The sequence below is a fragment of the Stenotrophomonas sp. OVS01A genome (genome assembly GCF_019969775.1).
Taxonomy (GTDB): domain Bacteria; phylum Pseudomonadota; class Gammaproteobacteria; order Xanthomonadales; family Xanthomonadaceae; genus Stenotrophomonas; species Stenotrophomonas indicatrix.
In genome coordinates, this window is the sequence record NZ_JAHXYV010000003.1 from 393,143 (window position 1) to 409,959 (window position 16,817).

Sequence of the window (16,817 nt, forward strand, 5' to 3'; positions counted from 1 at the left end):
AGCCGCCCCTTAGCCGATCACGAACAGCGGCTGGTCGAATTCCACCGGCTGGCCGTTCTCGCCGAGGATGGCGACGATGGTGCCCGACGCATCGGCTTCGATCGGGTTGAACATCTTCATCGCTTCGATGATGGCCAGGGTCTCGCCGGCCTTGACTTGCTGGCCGATGCTGACGAACGCCGGCTTGTCCGGTGCGGACGAGGCATAGAAGGTGCCGACCATCGGCGAGCGCAGCACGTGGCCTTCCGGCAGCGCGTTGCCCGGCTTGGCGGTGCCGCCGGTGGAGGCTTCGGTCGGCGACTGCATCGGCATGGCCGGGGTGGCCGGCTGGGCGGCGGCCGGAGCGGCCATCATCATCTGCGGCGGGGCCTGCATCATGCCGTAGCCGGACACCGGAGCGCGCGACAGGCGCACCGACTCTTCGCCTTCCTTGATTTCGATTTCAGCCAGGTTCGACTCTTCCAGCAGGTCGATCAGCTTCTTGATTTTGCGGAGATCCATGGTGGCCTCTTTGCTCTTTGATGTCAGTGTGGTGGGAAGCGCGTTGCGCTCGGGTCAAAGCAGTTCGTAGAAGTCGCGCAGCTGCCGGGTGCGGTCGCGCGCGAGGGTGATCAGGCAGCGCATCTGCGCGCCGTTGCGCGCGGTGCCGTCGGAATTGAGGGCGTACACCGCTTGGCAGTCGTGGTCGCGCAGCTGCATCCATGCGCGCTGGGCCAGCACCAGTTCCTGTTCGGCGTTGCCGCAGTAGCTGCAGGTGCCGCCGTTGGCCGGCGTGCGCAGCTGCCTGCGTGCCTGGGCGTAGACGGTGTTGAGTTCGACGTCGGCGGCCGCTGCCACGTCCGAGGCGCACAGGTCGCTCTCCATCGTGGTGGTCGGATGCGCGCAGTCGATGCCCTCGTCCTTGCGGTCGAACGCGCTGGCAGCGCCGCACAGGCCGGCCCACAGCACAACGCTGGCGAGGACGCGCGACAGGCTCATGATGCGGCGGCAGCCTGCACGCGCGCCAATGCCGCGTCCATCGCATAGCGGTAGCTGTCGGCACCGAAGCCACACACCACGCCCACCGCCTTGTCGCTGAAATAGCTGTGCTGGCGGAAGGGCTCGCGGGTATGCGGGTTGGACAGGTGGATCTCGATGAACGGCACCGCGACCGCCGCCAGCGCATCGCGCAGGGCAACCGAGGTATGGGTGAAGGCGGCCGGGTTGATCAGGATGAAGGCCGTTCCGTCGGTGCGTGCGGCCTGTACACGATCCACCAGGACGTGCTCGGCGTTGGACTGCAGGCTCTCCAGCGCATGACCTGCGGCAGCGGCCTGGGCGGCCAGCGCCTGGTCGATGTCGGCCAGCGTGGTGTGGCCGTAGACCTCCGGCTCGCGGCTGCCGAGCAGGTTGAGGTTGGGGCCATGCAGGACCAGCAGCTTCGCCATGGGATCCGATTGACGGGAAAGGGCGGCAGTCTGGCGGAAGCTGAGGATGCTGTCCAGTTCGGCGAAATTAGTGGTGTTTAAAGCGATCGTTTGAAAAGGCCGTGCGCCGCATGGCTGCTCACTATAGACAGTGGAAACTGCGCGTGCCGACCATCCCCCCCTGCCGGAAGACTGCGGCCGGGCCGCATTACGTTCGACACTGCGGAGGTTGCCAGGGTGTTCCTACACTGGGTCAACCCGCCATGTCGGCGCTCCTGGATGCTCGCGCCGTGCCCACCCCCATGCGATTGCCTGCAGTGCTGCTGGCGCTGCTGCCCTTGAATGCGCTGGCTGCCGAACAATGGATCGTTGCCACCGACCTGTGGGGCAGCAGGAACTACCAGACCCTGCAGGTGGACGTGCAGGACGGGCGTATCGCCGGCCGTCTGGACGCCGACCCGGTCACCGGCACCCTGGGTGCCGGGCAGATGGTATTCACCGCAACCGACAGCCAGGGCCAGCGCTACCAGTTCGACGGGCGCATTGACGGGGCGCGGATGCAGGGACAGAGCGATCAGCCGGACACCAACAACCGCGAGGCGCGTGCCGTCCACGCCTTCAGCGCCTGGAAAGTACCGGCGCGGGTTTCGACCGCACCTCAGCACCATGTGTTCACGCCGACGGACTACTCCAATACGTTCAGCGCCGACCGTGCGCCGGTGCTGGTGATCTGGCCGGGGGACTCGGTGCAGACCCGTACGCTGGACTCCGGCGGCGTGGACGAGAAGGGTGTCACCCGCGCGCTGTTCGGCAATCCACAGGTCGGGCCGTTCTTCGTGGTCGGTGCCGAACCCGGCGACACGCTGGCGATCACGCTTACCTCGTTGAAGCTCAACCGTGACTACGCCGACAGCCTGGATGGCCTGGTGGGACGCTTGAAAACGCCGCGGGTGGCTGCCGAAGCCACTGGGCTGGGCAAGCCGGTGCGCTGGCAGCTGGACCGCAGCAGGGGCGTCGCCCGTCCGCAGGGCGCAGGTGGTGGCCTGCGGCATTTCGAAGTGCCGGTGAAGCCGATGCTCGGCGGCCTGGCGCTGGCGCCGGGCTTCGGCTACCCGCCGTTTTCAACCGGCGATACCGGTGACTTCGGCGGCAACATGGACTTCAACGCCGTGGTCGAAGGCAATACGGTCTACCTGCCCGTGCAGCAGCCTGGTGCCCTGATGTACCTGGGTGATGGGCATGCGCTCCAGGGCGATGGCGAAACCACGCAGTGGGCGCTGGAGACATCGCTGGATGTGGTGGTGAAGGTCGAGCTGCTGAAGCAGCATGCGATCGCAACGCCGCGGGTGGAATCGGCAACGCAGATCATGACCCTGGGCCAGGGTGGCTCCAGCGATGATGCGCTGCGCACCGCCACCTCGGGCATGCTGCAGTGGCTGCGCCAGGCCTATGGGTTGACACTGTCCGAGGCGACCCAGGTGCTGGGCGTGGCGGTGCAGTACCAGGTGGCCAACCTGGCCGGGCGCAGTGTGGGCGTGGCGGCAAAGCTGGACAAGGCACTGTTGCAGGGGCTGCAGTTGCAGACGACAGTGGAACCGGGCCGCGCCGCCGTGAAGCCTGCTGCCAGGTGACCACTGCGCGGGCAGCAGCCGGGGAAGACGTATCCACCAGGAGTCTGTGATGAGTGCCGACGCCATCCGAAACCGCCGCGCTGCCTTCAGGGCGCTTCATGCATCCGGTTGCTTCCTGCTGCCCAATCCATGGGACGTGGGCAGTGCGGTGGCGCTGGCGCGGCTGGGTGCCCAGGCACTGGCTACCACCAGTTCCGGCCATGCCTGGGCCCACGGGCAGCCTGACGGGGCGATGGGTCGCAGCGAGATCCTCGCTCATCTGCAGGCGATGGTGGCGGCGACCGATCTACCGGTGAACGCCGACTTCGAAGATGGTTTTGGCCGCAGCCCGGAGGCGGTGCACGAGAGCGTGTCGATGGCGATCGCTACCGGTGTGGCCGGCCTGTCGATCGAGGATTCCACCGGCGATGCGGACCATCCGCTGCGCAGCATCGAGGACAGCGTGGCCCGGCTGCAGGCCGCGCGCCGTGCCATCGATGAAAGCGGGCACGACGTGATGCTGGTGGGGCGCGCGGAAAACTTCTTCGTCGGGCGACCCGATCTGGACGATACATTGGCTCGCATCCGCGCCTATGCGCAGGCGGGTGCCGACTGTCTGTATGCGCCCGGCATCCGGACCGCAGAGCAGATCCGCGCCGTGGTGGAGGCCGCCGGTGGCAAGCCGGTCAACCTGCTGATCGGTGCGCCCGGCGTGATGACGCTGCAGCAGGCCGCCAGTCTGGGCGTGCGCCGGGTCAGTGTCGGCGGTGCGCTGGCCCGCAGCGCGTGGTCCGGCTTTCTCGACGCCTCCCGGCAGATGCTTGCCAGTGGATCATTCGATGCGCTGCCGGCCACCCCGTCCGGTGCCGAGCTCAACGGGTTGTTCAAGCCGTAGGTGCGTGCAGGCTAGTGCGGCGGCGTCGGCGGGGTGGCCGTCCTGCCGAGCGCTTCGCGCACCGCGCGCTGCAGGCCCTGCACATGGAACGGTTTGGCCAGGAAGGGCGCTCGCCGATGCCGGACCGGCACCAGCTGGTCGTATACCGCTGATGCGAAAAGGTAGGGGATGCCCAGTTCGAGCAGCCGATCGGCTACAGGGAATACCACGCCATCACGAAGTTCCACGTCCAGCACGGCGCCATCGAAGTGGCCACTGTCGAGCATGCCCAATGCCTCGAAGACGCTGTTGGCGTGGGCGATTTCGTTGCCTTCGTCGGTCAGGGCCTGTTCCATCAGATCAGCCAGATCGAGCTGGTCTTCCACAAGGAGCAGGCGGGGAAGCGGTGCGGGTCGTTCGTTGTTGCTCTGCATGGTGTGTTGCCGTGCGAATGCTGCGTTGGTCCGGCAAGCATCCGCTTACCGGCATCAAGGCCGTGGCAGCCCGGTGTGGCTGTGATGTGCACAACAGCGACAGCAGCGCGCAACAGCATTCCACCGATGGTGCTGGTGCTGGCGGCAATCGTAGTTACCATTGGTAACTAGTGAACAGCAGAGCCCCATCATGCATACCCATATTGTCGTGGCACATCCTGACCCGGCCTCGCTCACCCACGCGGTCGCCGCGCGGATCGGTGAGGCCATCGTCAACGCCGATGCCGGCAATACGGTCACCTCGGTGGATCTGATGGCCGAAGGCTTCGATCCACGTTTCAACGCCCAGGACCACGCGTTCTTCCGCAGGACCACGACGCTGCCGGCCGATGTCGCCGCCGAGCACGCCCGGCTGGATGCGGCCGATGCGCTGGTGCTGGTCTACCCGCTCTACTGGTGGTCGTTCCCGGCGCTGCTGAAGGGATGGATCGACCGCGTCTTCACCCAGGGCTGGGCCTATGACGAAGGTGCCGACGGCAAGGTGGAAAAAAAGCTGCAGCGGCTGCAGGTGCATCTGGTCGGGCTGGGCGGCGCGGGCCAGCAGATGATCGACCGGCGTGGCTATGGCGCGGCGATGAAGACCCAGATCGACCAGGGCATCTTCGACTACTGCGGGGCGCCGGTGCTGTCCTCCACGCTGCTGCTGGACGCCGACAGCGGCATGGCCGAAGCGCATCTGCAGACGGCAGTGGACATCGGACGTAAGATCGGAACCCCCGCGCCCTGACGATCTCCCTTGCCTTCCAGACCTGCCGCGCCCGAGCCCCGTCGCCGCCTGACCCGTGAACAGCGCGCCCGGCAGCTGCTGGACGTGGCGTGGGCGCTGGTCGGCGAAGAGGGCACCGATGCGCTGACCCTGGCCCGCCTGGCCGAGGCGGCCGGTGTCACCAAGCCGCTGGCCTACGACCACTTCGAAACACGCAACGGTCTGCTGGCCGCGCTGTATGCCGATTATGACCACAAGCAGACCGTGGTCTTCGATGAGCGCATCGGCAGTGCGAAGGCCCGGTTGAAGGATCGCGCGCATGCCATCGCCTCGGGCTACATCGATTGTGTGCTGTCGCAGGGCAGCGAGATCCAGGACATTCTCGCCGCGCTGGCCGGATCACCGGAACTGCGTGCGGTACGCCGTTGCTATCAGCAGGATTTCATCGACAAGTGCGCGCAGTGGCTGGGCCCGTTCGCAGCGGGTGAGGCCGTGCCGGCTACCGGGCTGTGGGCCATTCTCGGTGCCGCCGAAACCCTGTCTGAAGCGGTTGCGGCCGGTGCGGTGGAACACACGGCCGCCGAGGCCGAGCTGGAGCGCGTGATCGTCGCCATCGTCAAGCGTGGCAGCTGAATCGTGTGGGCGAAGCGGCCTAGAGTTGCTCGACGCTGACTGATGGCAGTGGCACGTCACGCGGCAGGTCCGGCAACAGCTGTCGCAGCAGCTCCGGCATTGCCTGCATGGCGGCACCATCGATGTAGCGCCACTGCGTACCACCGACCTGCCGGATGGCGACCATGAAGGTGAGGCTTTTCACTGTCTGTGCGTCGGTGGTGAATACCGTGGTCCGCGGCACGAAGCAGACTTCTTCGTCGCCGGCAGCGTAGGTGCGGGTCGGCTCGCCGACATCATCGCTGATGACCTTCAGGCCCATGTCGCCGAGTGCCTTCATCGCATCGCGCGCGGCTTTCGCATACGCCGCGTCGCCGCCGGCAAAACGCTTCACGCTCGGATGCGTGCGCTCGATCATGGCATCGGTATCGCCACGCGCGAAGGTGGAGAGCAGAGAACGCACATCCTGCTGCAGCGCGTCGGTCTCGGCAGGGCTGAGTTCGCCGGCATGGGTGATTGCAGCGGCGAACATGCAGGACAGCGCAAGCATCCAGCACAGCAGTCGTCGATCCATCGGTGGGGGTACTCCTTCGGGCGCTGGACTATAGAGCGCATTGCCCGTGGTGTCTGCCCAGCCTGCCGGTCACGCGCGTTGGGCGTCGGCCATTCCGGCGCTGGCGAAGCCTGCATCAAGCTGCGCACGTACCTGCTCATCGCGCGACGCACGGGAATCAGCACCCAGCACCACGTTGATCAGCCGCAGTGGCAGCGCGTGCCCAGCGCACCTGCGACGGGCGGTGGCCGCCAGGCAGAAGCCGGCCGCCTGGGTGTAACCGGTCTTCAAACCATCCACGCCGTCTTCGCCCAGCAGCGCGTTCTGGTTGGCCTTGTTCAGGGTGCGGTGCACGAAGCTGCGCTGTGCGGTGATCGCCAGCAGATCGGGGTAGCGGCCAAGCACCTGCGCGGCCAATATCGCCATGTCGCGTGCGGTCGACAGATGCCCCGGGGTAGTGATGCCGGACACGGAAATGAAGTGCGTATCGTGCAGGCCCAGCGCTCGCGCGTGGTCGTTCATGTGCTGCGCGAACGCCGCCTGTGACCCGGCCAGGTGACGGGCCAGGGCGAGCGCGGCATCGTTGCCGGAGACCACCATCAGGCCCTCCAGCAGTCTGCCGAGGGCGATGCTTTCGCCGGGCACCAGGCCCATCCGTGTTTCATCGTCGGCCACCTCGTGCACGTCGCGCGGGTCGATGGTGATCATGTCCGACCACGAACCGCCCGACTGCGCGAGCAGGTCGTAGGCGGTGTAGGCGGTCATCAGCTTGGTCAGCGAGGCCGGTGGTCGTCGCAGATCCGCGTGCTGCTGCTGCAGAATGTCGAGCGAGACGGCATCGATCGTGATCGATGACACGGGCGTGCGAGGGGCGTGCGATGAAGGCATGGTCGCGCAAGCGTAGCCGGAAGTACGCATGCCGTGGGCATTGCCTGCACATCCTGCGAATACCCGCCACGCGATCCTGTGGAAATGGATTCCGACATCCGCATCGATGGCCGCGTGTTCGCCTACGTCTTTCCCTGTGCCTGGGAGGACTACGCGAAGATCGGCTTCTCGCGCGATCCGCTGGGCCGGATCAGTGCGCTGCATCGGCGCTGGTTCGAGTTCTTCGATCTGGAAGCAGGCGCGCTGGTCGAGGCGGAATCAGAGCGGGATGCGCGTGACCTGGAACTGCAGTTGCGCCGGCCCTTCAAGCTGCATCGTGCGCCGGCACCGATGACGGTGCAGGACAAGGCCGGTGGGCACACCGAGTGGGTGCGCGGGGCCAACGCTGCATTGGCCGAGGCTGTGCAAGCGCTGGCGCGGCAGGGCTATCACACCTATCCGCTGCGGCTGTGGCTGCGGGCTGCAATGGTCCAGCGCCTGGACCGGCTGCATGACTGGGCTGCAGTGCAGGTGCCGGAAGAGGAAAGCCTGCGTTCGCCCGTCGGCGTGGCCGCACTGCGCGACGCCATCGATGCGTATCGCGCGCTCGCTATCGATCCGCAGCCGTGGTTGCCCGAGCACCTGCAGCGCGGGTGGTGACACTGCCCGGGGCGGCCGGGGTGTTGCCCGGACGGGGTGCCCGGCGTGCATCGGGCGCTGCGGGAACGGGGCTGGCCAGGCGCTGGGCCAGGGCAACGTTGGTCACATGACCCTGCAGGAACAACAGACCGCTGAAGATGTTCATGATCGTGCCTCCACTTGAGTGGAATGCACGATACGGGCAGCATGGCGGTGCAAAAAGCGACATTTCCGCAAGGTCGACTTGAGAGGAATTCAAGGCTTATGTCCCGCCCACCGCTGCATGCCCTGCAGGGCTTCGTCGCTGCCGCACGCCTGGGCAACCTGTCCCGCGCCGCCGCGTCGATGAACCTGACGGTCAGTGCGCTCAGCCATCAGATGCGCCAGCTCGAGGAACGCCTGGGCCAGCCGCTGCTGATTCGGCAGGCACGCGGTGTGGCCTTGACCCTGGAAGGGCAGCGCCTGCTGGATCAGGTGGGCCCTCATCTGGATGCGATCAACGAAGCCTTCCAGCCCTACGCCGCGCGACCGGAGCATGTGCTCACCCTCAGCGCCGTGCCGTCGATGGCCAGCGCCTGGCTGGTGCCACGCCTGGGCAACTTCGTGGCGGCGCATCCGCAGATCGAAATCAATCTGCAGTCGAGCGAGCGACTGATCGACTTCGACCGGCAACTGCAGTTCGATGCAGCGCTGCGGCTGGGCAGCGGACAATGGCCGGGGCTGGTGGTGGAACCGTTGTTCGACGAATGGCTGCTGCCCATGGCCAGCCCGGCACTGATCGAGCGCATGGGCGGCATCGGCCACCTGCCGTTGGCACAGTGGCCGCTGCTGGGAGACCCCGACGGCGCGTGGGGTGCATGGTTCGCGCTGACCGGGCAGCGCCCGCCGGCGCGGTACGTGGCGGTGCTGGATGATTCCGAAGCCCACCATCGCGCCGCACTGGACGGCGTCGGTGTTGCCCTGGGACGGGTGACGCGGGCGCGGCTGCTGCTGGATTCCGGCCAGTTGGTTGCGTTGTCGGACCGGCGCCTGAAAACCGCATGGCCGCATTGGCTGGTGTATCCGCAGCGCTCGGTGCGGCACCGTGGATTCCTCGCCTTCCGCGAATGGTTGCACGCCCAGGCGGTCGAGCACGTGCGGCACATGCAGGCCGCAGACGCGGGGTAGCGCCACGCGGGCAGGCGCGACGCCATGGAGTGCGCGTCACCGCAACAGCGTGACTGCCTGCCCGGCACGCGCGAACGCCTCGCCCAGCAGCGGCCCGGCCTTGATCGCCTGCACTTCCGCGAACAGCGCCTGCAACGCCGTTGCGGGCCGTGCGATGGGCGCGGCAACCGCCTGCTGGATGACGGTGAAGCGATCGGCCAGCACGCGATGGCCGGGATGTGCCTGCGCCCAGGCCAGCAGGGGCTGGCGTACGCCGGCCGCTGCATCCAGCTGCTGCTGGTCGAACAGGGTGATGGCCGCGGCCGAGGTGTCGGCACGTTCAATCGTCGCGTGCCGCAGCTCACGGCTGAGGAACAGATCGTAGGCGGCGCCGCGTCCCACCGCGATGCGCAGCCCGTTGCGATCAAGGTCTGCAACCCGTTGCGCTGGACTGTCATCGCGCACCAGATAGGTGCCTTCGATCTCCACATACGGCGCGCTGAAGGCAATGCGGTCGGCACGTGCCGGGTCCACCGCCAGGAAGGCCAGATCCCATGCATCGTCGCTCGCCGCTGCAACCACCGATGCGGCCGCGTCGTGGCAACTGAAGCGTGCCTGCACACCCAGCCGCTGTGCCAGCGCGGTGGCCAGTTCCACCGACGGCCCACGCGGTGAATTGGCGTTGCCCTGGGCCAGCACCGGGTTGCCCAGGTTGATGGCAACGCGCAGGTGGCCCAACGGGGCCAGGGCATGACGGTGTTCGGCCAGGGACATGGGCGTTTCCAGTACGGTGGCAGGCTGTCCAGCATGCCAGTCGGGCCCGTATCGTGTAGTGCACAGGGCTGCGATGCTGCCTTTCATCCACCTGCACGCCGAGCACGATCACCATGAATCCCATCCTGCATGTTGAAGTCCCGGTCGCCGATCTCGAACGCGCCGTGGCGTTCTACGAGCACTGGCTGCAGGTACGCATCGAAGCGCCGATCGACCTGCATGACTGCCGGATGGCCTACCTGTCGTTCAAAGACGACGCCGCAGGTGCCAGCATGGCGCTGGTGCACGGCACCGACTACGTGCCGTCGGAGCAGGGCCCGCGCATCTACCTGGGCGTGGACGATGTGGACCGGAGCCTGCAGCGTGCCCTGCAGGCCGGCGCGGTGCTGTGCTTTGGCCCGGCCGTCGCCGGTGGCTGGCGGGTGGCCGAGATCCGCGACAGCGAGGGCAACCGGATTGCCTTGCAGGCACCCGTCAACCCATAGCGGCAAGGACGGCAGCCGAACATGGCGCGGCGCTACACGGACGTGGCCCGTGATCGCTGCAGCCAGTCGGCGATGGCCGGATCCAACCGCGGATCGTCGGGGAGGCGCATGCCGAAGCCCTGCTGCAGCACCTCGCGCACGTCCTGCACATCACGCAGCGGGCGCTTGGCCGGCGCCTGGCCCGGGCGGTATTCGGTGTAGTTGCCGCTGCCGATGGTGCGTCGCCAATCCGGCCCGGTCAGTGATGCACGCAGCTGGCCGGGAAAGCTCGACTGCGGATGCGTGCACACGTACCAGTTGCCTACCTCGTTGTCGATCGGCGCCGGTGGCTGCAGGTCGAAGCGGTACAGCGCCCGCCAGTCATCCCCCGCCTCGGCGGCGAGCATGAAGTCGCCATCATCCAGCGTCCGCACGCGGTAACGCTCGTGCGGTGTGTCCTGCACTGCGGTCTCGTGCAGGCGCAGCGGTACGGTCGGGGTCAGGCTGCCGAAGCCGGTATCGACCAGCCAATCCTCTTCCTGCAGACGCACCCGCAGGAGCAGATGCGTACGCGCAGTCAGCTCGCCATCGGTGGCCGACAGCAGCACGCGTGCACTCAGTGGCTGCGCATCGAAGCCCAAGGCCTGCAGCAGCGCCAGGAACGCGCCATTGAGTTCGAAGCAGTAACCGCCGCGCTGCGCGTGCAGCAGCTTGTGCTGGACGCTGTCCAGGTCGATTGCCACCGCGTCGCGCAGCAGGCTGGTCAGGGTCTCGAACGGCAGCAGGGCGTTGTGGCGCTGCTGCAGCAGGGTCAGCCCGGCCAGGGTGAGCGGGGGCGGGGCATCCAGCTGCAGGCGCTGCAGGTAGCGGGGGACGTCGATGGGCATGGCAGGCATCACGGGCGGGGGGCTCCACTGTGATACCGCAACCGGGGTTGAGGTCAAGCGCATCCCGCCGGTGTCATCCCCCGGTCGTCTGCGGCCGGTACAACAGCGACAACTGCCCGCCGCTCGTGGCAGGAATCAATCCGGGGCTAAAGTTCTGCTGCAACCGGTCGATACAGGTGCGTCCTTCCGCCTGGAGTCTGTCATGTCGGCCGTCGTTCCCCACCTTCGGTCCCTGCGTAGCCGCGTTGCCGGGTTGCGTTCCCGTTTCCCTGGCCTGCTGCGCTGGTTGCAGCCCCATCGGCTGAGCGTCGCCGACAAGCTCAAGGCGACCCTGCTGGTCTGCAGCCTGGGCCTGGTGGCCATTGCCGCCGTCCATGCCTGGACCAGCCATGCGAGCAAGCAGGCGGCGCGCGATCAGGCCAGCTACCAGCACGGCAGTGACCGCGTCGCTTCGCTGGCAGCGCGGGTGGCCGAGGCCCGGCGCCTGCAGACCCAGTATGCGCGAAGTTTCGACGATGCCGACCGCAGCCAGTTGCTGGCCACGCAACGGATGTTGAAGCAGGATCTGCAGGCGTTGCGTGCAATGCCGATGGATGCGGGTCGGCGCAAGGTGCTGCAGGCGATGACTGAAGCCGTCGACGCATTCTCACAGGGCATCGCCGCGTTGTTCGAGCGGGTGGATGAGATGGGGCGCGGCGACGCAGGCCTGGCCGCGCAGCTGCAGCAGTCCGCCGACGCACTGCAGGCACAGGTGGACGCGCTGGAGCGCCCTGCGCTTTCCCTGCATGTGCAGCGGATGCGGCGCCAGGAAGCGCTGCTGCTGCTCGATGGCGATTCCACCCACGCCGATCGTGCCAGCGAAGAAAAGCTGCCCTTCGATCTGGCATTGGCGGGCCTGCCAGCCGAGGTGCAGGAGCACGTGCGCACGGGCATGGAGGCCTACCAGGCCGCGCTGCTGGGCTATACCGCCGCGCGTGTCGGCCTGGACGTGGAAGCACAGTCGCTGCTCGAGACGGCGGCAGCCGTGGGCCCGGCACTGGCCGCATTCCAGCAGGCACAGACTGCGGGACTGGCCCAGGCGCAGCTTCGTCAGCAGTCGGGCGCACGGATGGCCAGCGTGCTGTTTGTGGCCACTCTGCTGCTGGTGGCCGGTGTGCTGATCACCAGCCTGGTGCTGGTCGTCCGCGCGGTGCGTCGACCGATCCAGGACACCCTGCGTTTCGCTGGCGATATCGCCGATGATCGGCTCGACACCACGCTGCGCGTGCATAACGCCAACGATGAGATCGGCCAACTTGCGCAGTGCCTGGTCGACATGCAGCAACGCCTGCGTGCGCGGATCGAAACCGAGCGCGCGGTTGCGCGCGGCAACACGCGCGTGCGGCAGGCGCTGGACAGCGCGCAGACCGGCTTGATGGTGGTCGACGCGGAAGGGCAGGTGGCCTATGCCAATCCAGCGCTGCTGAAGCTGCTGGATCTTCCTGCAGAGACGTTGCTTGGCAGCGACGCGGTCCGCCTGCACCCGGTACTGGCGGGGCTGATTGGTGTCCGTCAGCGCGAAGAGCGCGAGATCGGCCACGCCGGCACCCGCTACCAGCTGATCGCCAACGCCATCGTCGAGGACGACCACTTCCTCGGCGTGGCAGTGGAATGGCGCAGCCGCGCGCTGGAGACACTGCTGGAAACCGAAGTGGCGGCACTGGTCGACGCGGCGGCGCATGGCGAGCTGCAGGGGCGCATCGTACTGGAGGGCAAGCAGGGCTTCGTGCGCACGCTGTCGACCAGCATCAATCGCCTGCTGTCCACCTTCGAGGCCAACCTCGGCGATCTGCAGGCGCTGCTGGCCGCACTGGCACGCGGCGACCTGAGCGTGCGCCTGGAGGGCGACCTGCAGGGCGTGTTCGCCCGCATGCGTGACGATGCCAACGCCACCGTCGCGCAGCTGGGCCACATCGTCACCCGCATCCAGCAGGCCACCGTCCGCCTGGATGTGGGGGTGGGTGAAATCGTTGCCGGCCATCACGATCTTTCCCAGCGCACGGAACAGCAGGCCGCCAACCTGGAAGAAACCGCTGCATCGATGCATGAACTGACCGATACCGTCGGCCGCAACGCCGATGCGACGGAGCGCGCCGATGGACTGGTACGTGAGGCCGCCCGGGTTGCCGAGCGCGGCGGCACCGCGGTCGGCCAGGTGGTGGCCACCATGCAGGGCATCAGCAACGCATCGCGGCGCATCGGCGACATCATCCAGCTGATCGATGGCATCGCTTTCCAGACCAATATCCTGGCCCTCAACGCGGCAGTGGAGGCCGCGCGTGCAGGCGAGCAGGGCCGAAGCTTCGCGGTGGTGGCGGCCGAAGTGCGCTTGCTGGCCCAGCGCAGTGCTGATGCGGCCAAGCAGATCAAGGGGCTGATCGAGGATTCGGTGACGCGGGTCGACCAGGGCAGTACGCAGGCCGAGCAGGCGGGTACGACGATGGACGAGATCGTCAGCAGCGTGCAGCAGTTGGCCGGCCTGCTGGCCGGTATCCGCAGTGCCTCGCACGAACAGCATGCGGGCATTGCCCAGGTAAACCAGACCGTCGTACAGATGGAGGCCAGCACGCAGCGCAATGCGAGCCTGGTGGAAGAGGCCGGCGCGTCGACTGCGCAGATGCAGACCCAAGTGCGCGCGCTGGCCGAAGCGGTGGCCGCGTTCCGGCTGCAGCCCGAGCGCCGGGCACGGGCTGCAGCGTGATGGCCTGATCGCCTTCGCCGGGCATGGCCCGGCGCTACCGTTGAAACCCATGACGGGTAGCGCCGGGCCATGCCCGGCGAACGGATTCAATACACGTCGCGCCGGTAGCGCCCGTTCTCCAGCAGCAGTTCCACCCCTTCATCGCCCAGTGCCTCGCGCAGCACCTGGTCCACGCCTTCGGCCATGCCGTGCAGCGATCCACACACATGGATCACTGCACCCCGTGCCAACCACGCCTGCAGTTGATCTGTCGCAGCGCGCAATCGATGCTGTACGTAGCTGCCATCGTCCACATCACGCGAATAGGCCTGATCCAAGCGCAGCAGATGCCCGTCAGCCTGCCACTGGATGATCTCGTCGGCGAACAGGAAATCGTGCGCGCGCTGACGCTCGCCGAACAGCAGCCAGTGACCGTGCTCGCCCCGGTGCGCGGCTTCGCGCAGCAGGCTGCGCAGGCCGGCGATGCCCGTGCCGTTGCCGATCAGCAGCATCGGCGCGCCCGGCTGCCGATGGAAGCCCGGGTTGCGATGCACGCGTGCGGCTATCGCACCGTCCAGCGGCGCATGCAGGGCCAGCCAGCCCGAGCCCAGTCCGGCGCGGCCTGCTGCGTCGTGGACCAACCGCACCACCAGCTCCACTTCGCCATCGGCGGCGCATGAGGCGATGGAGTACTCACGCCCAGGCAGTGACGGCAGGCCCGACAACCACAGGCCTGCATCCTGCACCTGCAACGCACGGCCGGGTTCGGGCAGCACACGTTCGCTGGCCAGTTCCAGCAGGGTCTTCGCAACGCCATCGATCAGCTGTGGCTGCTGGGGATCCAGGCCATGCGCGCGCAGTACCGCGCTGGCATGCATCGCGTCGTGGCGGGGCGCGATGTGCAGGATGTCGCCGGCCTGCCAATCGACATCGGCCGGCGGTGCCAGGCGGATCTTCCAGATCTGGCCGCCGACGCTGCCAGCGTTGAGCAGGGTGCGGCCGAGCAGGCGCCAGCCGTGCATCACTGTGGCGGCCGGCAACACGCTGTCGTCGGTGTCGATGCCAGTCAGTCCGGTCAGCTGCAGCTGCCACTGGCGCAGCGCCCCCACCGAAGCAGCATCGACGTCGATGCGGGCGAACAAGGGTTGCGCGCCCGAGCGCGTCAACCAGTCGTCGATCTGCACGCCGAACCCGCAAAACTGCGCGTACTGGTGATCACCCAGCGCGAGCATGCCGTAACGCAGCCCGGAAAGGTCCGGACGCTGTGCCAGCAACTGGCGCGCGCTGCGCCGTGCGTTGTCCGGTGGTTCGCCATCACCGAAGGTGCTGAGCACGAACAGCGCTTGCGTGGAGGCCTGCAGCTGCGTGGCAGCTACGCGCGCAAGCGGCAGTACCTGCACCGCGTGGCCGGCCGCCTGCAGCTGCGCCGCCGCACGCCAGGCCAACTGTTCGGCCAGGCCGCTCTGGCTGGCATGCACCACCAGCCACGGCGTGCCCGCGGCATGGGGTGCTGCTGCCGGCACGGTCTGCCGCAGCGCGCGGGCGGCACGCTGGCCGCGGCGGCGGTCCAGGTACAACAGCCAGCCGGTAACGAAGAACAGGCACATGCCCAGGCTGCTGAGCATCACCACGATGCGCCCGGGCATGCCGAAGAAGCTGCCCGAGTGCAGGGCGAACATGCTGGTGGTGAGCTGGCCGCCGGCACCCTGGCGCGCGTAGGGGCGCGCGTCGAGGACCGCGCCGGTGGCCGGATCGAGCTGCAGCAGGTCATGTGCGCGGTCGTGATGGCCGCCCCGTTGTGCGGGTTCCGCCGACATCACCCGTACGTTGAGCGCTTGACCGGGCTTCTCCGGCAGGCGCAGGTCGATGAAGCCCTGGCGCACGCCGGGCAGTGCATACAGCGTGGCCTCGACCCTGTGCAGATCCAGGGGCTGATCCGTGGCGACCTTGTGCTTGGCGGGAGGCGCAACACCCAGCAGCTGGGTCAGTCCGTTGCGATACCAGTCGAACGACCACCACAACCCGGTCAGTGCGCTCATCAGGTAGATCAGCAGCACCCAGGTGCCGATCACCGAATGCAGGCTCCACAGGAAGCCCCGGCCCTTGCGCGCCCATTCCACCGCCAGCCAGCTGCGCCAGTGCCACCAGCGGCGTGGCCAGCGCAGGTACAGCCCGGACAGGGTGAAGAACAACAGCGCGATCGCACAGCTGCCGGTGATCCACGAGCCGCGTTCACCGGCGACCATGTGGCGGTGCAGGTCTTCGACGAAATCGAAGAAGGCCTGTCCACGCAGCGCGCTGAAGCGCTCGCCGCTGTAGGGGTCGAAATAGACCCAGTGGTCCTTGCCGCCGGCAAAGCGTGCCACCGACGGCCGCTGGCCGCTGGCATCCACCCGCAGGCGCTGCAGCGGCCGCTCGCTGCCTGCCTGCAGCAATGGCACCAGCTCGCTCAGGGCGAGCGGCTGCTGGTTGTCGGCATGGTGCTCGGCGATCTCGGCGAAGCCGGGATTGGCCGCGCGCAGCAGTTCATCCTCGAACGACAGGACTGCACCACTCAGGCCCATCACGGCCAGGATGGCACCTGCGCTGATGCCCAGCAGCCAGTGCAGTTGGAAGAGGACGTTCTTGAACATCGGGATCGAGGGCCGTCGAGGCTGCCGCCCGCATCCTGCGCAACAGCAAATGAGAATTAATCTCGTAATTCTCCGGGTCGCGGGCCGCTGCGGTCAAGGAGGGTTTGCCGGCAGGGCTGCGCCCTGCACCCGCCGAAGCGGTAGTGCCGGCCGCTGGCCGGCAACCTCAACAGCAACAGCCGAAGCTACAGCCGAATCAAAAGCGGGCTTCCTGAGGGTGGGCGGGGTGGGTCCGGTTGCGGGGGACGCCGTGAATCCGTCCTTGGAGCAACTGTGTTGCAGGAGGAGCTTGGGCCCCTCCTGCAGACGGGCACGGTAGTGCCGGCCGCTGGCCGGCAGCCTCAGGAGCAACGCCCTCTGGTGCGCTCAGGCGGGGATCGATCCGCCTTGAGCGTCACGCATACGGGCGTTGAGAATCACCAGCATCTTCCGC

At 67.5% G+C, this 16,817-nt stretch carries 17 protein-coding genes; 8 read left to right on the plus strand and 9 right to left on the minus strand.

The genetic code is table 11. The features are described from left to right. Positions 1 to 9: 9 nt before the first annotated feature. The 3 genes from accB to aroQ are packed head-to-tail and all read right to left on the minus strand — an operon-like array spanning position 10 to position 1,427. Positions 10 to 501 (minus strand): acetyl-CoA carboxylase biotin carboxyl carrier protein, encoded by a 492-nt coding sequence (accB, locus tag LC407_RS14680; RefSeq protein ID WP_025878628.1) that lies wholly within the window; start codon positions 499 to 501, stop codon positions 10 to 12. Between the two features lie 54 nt (positions 502 to 555). Beyond that, positions 556 to 978: a lysozyme inhibitor LprI family protein gene (locus LC407_RS14685; protein WP_032976445.1), complete on the minus strand. Its 423-nt coding sequence runs from the start codon at positions 976 to 978 to the stop codon at positions 556 to 558. Further along, complete coding sequence (gene aroQ / locus LC407_RS14690) at positions 975 to 1,427, minus strand: type II 3-dehydroquinate dehydratase (protein WP_025878630.1); 453 nt, start codon at positions 1,425 to 1,427, stop codon at positions 975 to 977. Before aroQ ends, LC407_RS14685 begins: the two co-directional genes overlap by 4 nt. Positions 1,428 to 1,696: 269 nt before the next feature. On the opposite strand from aroQ, the gene LC407_RS20900 reads away from it, so the two are divergent. Then, positions 1,697 to 3,037, plus strand: a complete 1,341-nt coding sequence (locus LC407_RS20900) for an acetamidase/formamidase family protein (RefSeq protein ID WP_223483079.1) — start codon at positions 1,697 to 1,699, stop codon at positions 3,035 to 3,037. Positions 3,038 to 3,083: 46 nt separating this feature from the next. Further along, entirely contained in the window at positions 3,084 to 3,911 is an 828-nt protein-coding gene (locus tag LC407_RS14700; RefSeq protein WP_025878632.1) for an isocitrate lyase/phosphoenolpyruvate mutase family protein, read from the plus strand. An 11-nt stretch (positions 3,912 to 3,922) separates the two neighbouring features. Here the strand turns inward: LC407_RS14700 and LC407_RS14705 are convergent, their stop codons facing one another. After that, a complete protein-coding gene (locus LC407_RS14705) occupies positions 3,923 to 4,324 on the minus strand; it encodes a response regulator (protein ID WP_080149717.1) in 402 nt (133 codons plus the stop codon). A 190-nt stretch (positions 4,325 to 4,514) separates the two neighbouring features. On the opposite strand from LC407_RS14705, the gene LC407_RS14710 reads away from it, so the two are divergent. Beyond that, the gene (locus tag LC407_RS14710; RefSeq protein WP_154881142.1) at positions 4,515 to 5,111 is read left to right on the plus strand and encodes an NAD(P)H-dependent oxidoreductase; all 597 of its coding nucleotides are present in this window, start codon (positions 4,515 to 4,517) and stop codon (positions 5,109 to 5,111) included. Positions 5,112 to 5,120: 9 nt separating this feature from the next. Then, on the plus strand, positions 5,121 to 5,723 hold the full coding sequence (locus LC407_RS14715) for a TetR/AcrR family transcriptional regulator (RefSeq protein WP_223483080.1): 603 nt from the start codon (positions 5,121 to 5,123) through the stop codon (positions 5,721 to 5,723). A 19-nt stretch (positions 5,724 to 5,742) separates the two neighbouring features. On the opposite strand, the gene LC407_RS14720 is transcribed toward LC407_RS14715, so the two are convergent. Together LC407_RS14720 and LC407_RS14725 are read right to left on the minus strand one after the other, a co-directional pair. Continuing rightward, positions 5,743 to 6,276, minus strand: coding sequence for a hypothetical protein (locus tag LC407_RS14720; RefSeq protein ID WP_099785582.1), 534 nt, complete (start codon positions 6,274 to 6,276; stop codon positions 5,743 to 5,745). A gap of 69 nt (positions 6,277 to 6,345) precedes the next feature. Further along, positions 6,346 to 7,143 carry a serine hydrolase gene (locus LC407_RS14725; RefSeq protein ID WP_223483081.1) on the minus strand — a complete coding sequence of 266 codons (798 nt, stop codon included), beginning with the start codon at positions 7,141 to 7,143 and terminating at the stop codon, positions 6,346 to 6,348. Between the two features lie 84 nt (positions 7,144 to 7,227). On the opposite strand from LC407_RS14725, the gene LC407_RS14730 reads away from it, so the two are divergent. Continuing rightward, positions 7,228 to 7,782, plus strand: a complete 555-nt coding sequence (locus LC407_RS14730; RefSeq protein ID WP_134833168.1) for a GIY-YIG nuclease family protein — start codon at positions 7,228 to 7,230, stop codon at positions 7,780 to 7,782. Positions 7,783 to 8,025: 243 nt separating this feature from the next. Next, positions 8,026 to 8,928 (plus strand): LysR substrate-binding domain-containing protein, encoded by a 903-nt coding sequence (locus LC407_RS14735; protein WP_223483082.1) that lies wholly within the window; start codon positions 8,026 to 8,028, stop codon positions 8,926 to 8,928. A gap of 36 nt (positions 8,929 to 8,964) precedes the next feature. Here the strand turns inward: LC407_RS14735 and LC407_RS14740 are convergent, their stop codons facing one another. Next, the gene (locus LC407_RS14740) at positions 8,965 to 9,681 is read right to left on the minus strand and encodes a transporter substrate-binding domain-containing protein (RefSeq protein ID WP_223483083.1); all 717 of its coding nucleotides are present in this window, start codon (positions 9,679 to 9,681) and stop codon (positions 8,965 to 8,967) included. Between the two features lie 113 nt (positions 9,682 to 9,794). Between LC407_RS14740 and LC407_RS14745 the strand changes: the two genes are divergently transcribed. Then, a complete protein-coding gene (locus tag LC407_RS14745) occupies positions 9,795 to 10,166 on the plus strand; it encodes a VOC family protein (RefSeq protein ID WP_223483084.1) in 372 nt (123 codons plus the stop codon). Between the two features lie 32 nt (positions 10,167 to 10,198). On the opposite strand, the gene LC407_RS14750 is transcribed toward LC407_RS14745, so the two are convergent. Continuing rightward, positions 10,199 to 11,032 carry an arylamine N-acetyltransferase gene (locus LC407_RS14750; RefSeq protein WP_208081852.1) on the minus strand — a complete coding sequence of 278 codons (834 nt, stop codon included), beginning with the start codon at positions 11,030 to 11,032 and terminating at the stop codon, positions 10,199 to 10,201. A 202-nt stretch (positions 11,033 to 11,234) separates the two neighbouring features. On the opposite strand from LC407_RS14750, the gene LC407_RS14755 reads away from it, so the two are divergent. After that, positions 11,235 to 13,772, plus strand: coding sequence for a methyl-accepting chemotaxis protein (locus LC407_RS14755; RefSeq protein WP_223483085.1), 2,538 nt, complete (start codon positions 11,235 to 11,237; stop codon positions 13,770 to 13,772). Positions 13,773 to 13,858: 86 nt separating this feature from the next. Here the strand turns inward: LC407_RS14755 and LC407_RS14760 are convergent, their stop codons facing one another. Then, positions 13,859 to 16,384 (minus strand): sulfite reductase flavoprotein subunit alpha, encoded by a 2,526-nt coding sequence (locus tag LC407_RS14760; RefSeq protein WP_223483086.1) that lies wholly within the window; start codon positions 16,382 to 16,384, stop codon positions 13,859 to 13,861. Positions 16,385 to 16,817: the final 433 nt, after the last annotated feature.

Bases quoted from the DNA above. Each gene is read 5' to 3' on its own strand.
- LC407_RS14720 (WP_099785582.1), bottom strand. From the start codon at position 6,276: ATGGATCGACGACTGCTGTGCTGGATGCTTGCGCTGTCCTGCATGTTC.
- LC407_RS14725 (WP_223483081.1), bottom strand. From the start codon at position 7,143: ATGCCTTCATCGCACGCCCCTCGCACGCCCGTGTCATCGATCACGATC.
- LC407_RS14735 (WP_223483082.1), top strand. From the start codon at position 8,026: ATGTCCCGCCCACCGCTGCATGCCCTGCAGGGCTTCGTCGCTGCCGCA.
- LC407_RS14750 (WP_208081852.1), bottom strand. From the start codon at position 11,032: ATGCCCATCGACGTCCCCCGCTACCTGCAGCGCCTGCAGCTGGATGCC.
- LC407_RS14755 (WP_223483085.1), top strand. From the start codon at position 11,235: ATGTCGGCCGTCGTTCCCCACCTTCGGTCCCTGCGTAGCCGCGTTGCC.
- accB (WP_025878628.1), bottom strand. From the start codon at position 501: ATGGATCTCCGCAAAATCAAGAAGCTGATCGACCTGCTGGAAGAGTCG.
- LC407_RS14740 (WP_223483083.1), bottom strand. From the start codon at position 9,681: ATGTCCCTGGCCGAACACCGTCATGCCCTGGCCCCGTTGGGCCACCTG.
- LC407_RS14730 (WP_134833168.1), top strand. From the start codon at position 7,228: ATGGATTCCGACATCCGCATCGATGGCCGCGTGTTCGCCTACGTCTTT.
- LC407_RS14685 (WP_032976445.1), bottom strand. From the start codon at position 978: ATGAGCCTGTCGCGCGTCCTCGCCAGCGTTGTGCTGTGGGCCGGCCTG.
- aroQ (WP_025878630.1), bottom strand. From the start codon at position 1,427: ATGGCGAAGCTGCTGGTCCTGCATGGCCCCAACCTCAACCTGCTCGGC.
- LC407_RS14745 (WP_223483084.1), top strand. From the start codon at position 9,795: ATGAATCCCATCCTGCATGTTGAAGTCCCGGTCGCCGATCTCGAACGC.
- LC407_RS14760 (WP_223483086.1), bottom strand. From the start codon at position 16,384: ATGTTCAAGAACGTCCTCTTCCAACTGCACTGGCTGCTGGGCATCAGC.
- LC407_RS14705 (WP_080149717.1), bottom strand. From the start codon at position 4,324: ATGCAGAGCAACAACGAACGACCCGCACCGCTTCCCCGCCTGCTCCTT.
- LC407_RS14710 (WP_154881142.1), top strand. From the start codon at position 4,515: ATGCATACCCATATTGTCGTGGCACATCCTGACCCGGCCTCGCTCACC.